Genomic DNA, 3,952 nt, shown 5'->3' with positions numbered 1-3,952 from the left:
CTGATCCTGTACCTCTTCGGTACCCCCGGACAGGACCGCTTCTGGTTCATGTGGGACGACCTCGTCCGCGGCGCCATCGGCGCCGTCGTCCTCGTCGACACCCGCCGTCTCGCCGACTGCTTCCCCGCCGTCGACTACTTCGAAAACAGCGGCCTCCCCTTCGTCATCGCCCTCAACGGCTTCGACGGACACCAGCCGTATACCCCCGAAGAAGTCCGCGAAGCCCTCCAGATCGGCCCGGACGCCCCCATCATCACCACCGACGCCCGCCACCGCGCGGACGCCAAGAGCGCCCTCATCACACTCGTCGAGCATGCCCTGATGGCCCGGTTGAAGTAGCGGTGTTTCCGAGGGGCTTTCGTGAAAGATCGTGAAGGCTCGTGAAGGCGGTCCGTGTCACGTGAAGGCGGGCTGTGTCCTACGACACGGCCCGCCCTTCTCGTTCATAACGTTTCGACAGAGAATTGCCGCCGGCCGGACACAGGGTGCGGTCGCCCGGTGCCGCTGCGCTCACAACGGAGCCCATTTTTGCGCCGGGTAGCTCTCTATGTCCGTTTTATGCGGGACATAAGGTTCTGTGAATGGCCGATTTCAAGTGTTTGGAGCAGGGCCGTTAACCATGCTGGAATCCAACTAACTAGCTAGTAGCACCGCCGGAAGGTTGTTGGTCGAGTGAGGCGAAGCAACTCACGCCCCGCGGTTGAAACCGCGCGCGGCAACTTCACCCCGCCGCAGCGCGCGGCCGCGTCGCCCGTCGACGCGCCCGCGGACCCGCCGGCGAAGAGTGGCAGTACCAGCAGGTTCTCGCCCCGCAACTGGCGTGTGCCGACGCGTCTGAACGCCATCCTGCTCGTGCCCGTCCTCGTCGGACTGGTCATGGGCGGCTTCCAGGTGAAGGGCTCCCTCGACACCTGGAACGAGGCCAAGGACGCCGAGAAGACGGCCCGCATCGTCCAGGCGGCGGCCGAATACGGCCAGGCCCTGCTCAACGAGCGCGACCTCAGTGCCGAGCCGCTGCTGAAGGGCGACACCCGCAGCGACGCCGTCGCCAAGGCGCGTAAGGCCACCGACGCCGCCCAGCTGAAGTTCGGGCAGGCCGTCAAGGACGTCCCGAAGAACCAGGGCATGGAGCGGCGCCTCGAACTCTTCCGCCAGGAGGAGCCGAAGCTCGAACTGGTCCGCAAGTCGGCCTACGTGGCCCCCGAGTCGGCGAAGAAGAACCCGCCGAACCAGCTGGGCCCGGTCCCGACCGAGGACGGCTACCTGCTCGTCCAGCACTACCTCATGCAGTTCTCGAACGAGCTGGGCCTCGGCACCGGCAACGTGACCAGCTACGGCCGCATGGTCTACGCGATCGAGCTGGCCAAGGCCGCCAACTCGCTCCAGCGCGCCATCGGCACCCACCTGCTGGTCCGGCCGAACCCGGACGAGGAGGTCCGCAAGGCCCAGCTCGTCGCCTTCTCCTCGTACGCCTACCTTGAGGAGATCGCGGTCGGCGAGTACGTCTCGGCCGGTACCGAAGAGGACACCAACCGCCTCAAAGAGGTGATGGGCAAGAAGTCCCAGGAGGGCGCCGCCAAGCTCGCCGAGGCCAAGACCCAGGCCGAGCAGGCGGGCGCCCCCTTCAAGGCCCCGCCCATCGTGAACGGCTCCGCGCTCACCGGTATGACCGAGGCGATAGCCGGCGGCGAGAAGAACACCAAGCTGGCCACGATCGGCGTCACCCCTGCCGCCTGGCAGTACGGCGCCACGGCCAAGTTCGAGGGCTACGCCGAGATCGAGAGGGACCTCCTCGACAAGGCCGTCAAGGACGCCGTCGCCGTCTCCGACGAGGCCCGCAACGACGCCATCTGGACCGGCGCCATCGTGGTCGTGGCCCTGCTCGCCGCCTTCATCATGGCCGGCATGATGGCCCGCCAGATGAGCCGCGCGATGCGCCACCTGCGTACCGCCGCGTTCGACGTCGCCGAGCAGCGCCTGCCGATGCTCGTCGACCAGCTCTCGCGCACCGACCCCGGCAAGGTCGACACCCGTGTGGCGCCGATCCCGATCAACTCCCAGGACGAGATCGGCGAGGTCGCCCGGGCCTTCGACCAGGTCCACCGCGAGGCGGTCCGGCTCGCCGCCGAGCAGGCCCTCCTGCGGGGCAACGTCAACGCGATCTTCACCAACCTCTCCATGCGCAACCAGTCGCTGATCGAGGGCCAGCTGACCCTCATCACCGACCTGGAGAACAACGAGGCCGACCCGGACCAGCTGGAGAACCTCTTCCGCCTGGACCACCTCGCCACCCGTATGCGCCGCAACGGCGAGAACCTCCTCATCCTCGCGGGTGAGGAGCCGGGCCGCCGCTGGGACCAGCCGGTTCCCCTCGTCGACGTCCTGCGCGCCGCCTCCTCCGAGGTGGAGCAGTACGAGCGCATCGAACTCTCGGGCGTCTCGGAGGCCGAGATCCACGGCCAAGCCGTGACCGACCTCGTGCACCTGCTCGCCGAGCTCCTGGAGAACGCCACCACGTTCTCCTCCCCGCAGACCAAGGTCCGCGTCAACGCCACACGTCTGCCCGACGGGCGCGTCATGGTGGAGATCCACGACAAGGGCATCGGCCTGACCGCCGAAGACTTCGCGGACATCAACCACAAGCTGGCCAACCCGCCGACCGTGGACGCCGCGATCTCCCAGCGCATGGGCCTCTTCGTGGTCGGCCGGCTGGCGGACCGCCACGGAATCCGCGTCCAGCTGCGCCCCTCGGGTGAGGCGGCGGGCACCACGTCGCTGGTCATGCTGCCCGACGCCATCACCCACGGTGGTGGTGGCGAGGGGATCCCGGACGACGACTTCACCGTCTCTTCCATGATCCCGCAGCAGCATGCGCAGCACAGCGTCCCCATGCGTACGGCAGCCGAGCTCGGCTTCGACGACTCGCGCTACGACAACCAGGACGCCGACGGAACCCCCCTCGACCCGGTCAGCCGGTCGCTGGGGCAGCAGGAGCGCCGGGCCGCGCTGGCGGCCCAGGTCGGCTACGGCCAGGACCAGGGCGAGTACGCCGAGCAGGAGTATGCGGAACCGCAGCCGGAGCACGGGTACCAGCAGTACCCGGAGTACGAGCAGCAGTCCGAGCAGGGGTACGAGCCCGCGTACGACTCCCAGCAGGCCCACACGGCCCAGCAGGGCTACGAGGCCTACCCGCAGCAGGACTACGGCTATGCGGAAGCCGGTTACCAGGACGACAGCCAGGACGCCCAGGCTTACCAGGGCGGCTACAAGTCCCAGTCCCAGCAGGCCGAGTGGCCGGAGCAGAACTCCTACTCCAACGGCTACCAGCAGGGATACGGGACCGAATCGGAACCCCTCCCCGCTCCCGAACCCGCCGCGGACCGCGTAGGCTTCGACCGTCCGGGCGCCGCTGCCGACACCGGCCACGAAGTGACCGGAGCGGGCCTGCCGCGACGCGGCGGCCAGCAGCAGTGGCAGTCGGCACAGCGGGAAACGGAGTCCACCGGATCCCTCTTCGAGCAGCGGCCGCAGCGACAGCAGCAGCCCGCCGCCGCGGAGCGGGACGAGGAAGGCAGCGGCTGGCGTTCGAACAACGACGAGCGCTGGCAGCAGGCCGCCAAGCTCCGTGAGCCGAAGGCGGGCGGGGTCACCCCGTCCGGTCTCCCTCGGCGGGTGCCCAAGGCCAACCTGGTCGAGGGCGCGGCGGAGACGACCCCGCAGGGCGGCCCCCAGGTCTCCCGCGCCCCGGAGGACGTCCGCGGCAGGTTGAGCAACCTGCGGCGCGGTGTCCAGCAGGGACGCAGTGCGGGTTCCGAGCAGTCAAGTAACAGCTATGACCAGGAGCGTTAGTGTGAGCCCGATGAGCCAGGCGGCACAGAACCTGAACTGGTTGATCACCAACTTCGTGGACAACACCCCCGGGGTGTCCCACACGGTGGTGGTCTCCGCCGAC

3 protein-coding genes are annotated in these 3,952 nt (G+C 68.6%); all 3 read left to right on the top strand.

What is annotated here, in order from left to right:
* Positions 1-339, top strand: a 339-nt coding sequence (locus tag AB0B01_RS30565; protein ID WP_361726162.1) for an ATP/GTP-binding protein, incomplete at its 5' end; no start/stop codon positions are given.
* 333 nt (positions 340-672) lie between these two features.
* Positions 673-3,849: a nitrate- and nitrite sensing domain-containing protein gene (locus tag AB0B01_RS30560; protein WP_361726159.1), complete on the top strand. Its 3,177-nt coding sequence runs from the start codon at positions 673-675 to the stop codon at positions 3,847-3,849.
* A 10-nt stretch (positions 3,850-3,859) separates the two neighbouring features.
* The coding region (locus AB0B01_RS30555) for a roadblock/LC7 domain-containing protein (RefSeq protein ID WP_033177623.1) at positions 3,860-3,952 on the top strand (93 nt) is incomplete at its 3' end.

Source organism: Streptomyces sp. NPDC044571 (assembly GCF_040647115.1).
Taxonomy (GTDB): domain Bacteria; phylum Actinomycetota; class Actinomycetes; order Streptomycetales; family Streptomycetaceae; genus Streptomyces.
This window is presented reverse-complemented; position numbering and strand designations above follow the sequence as displayed.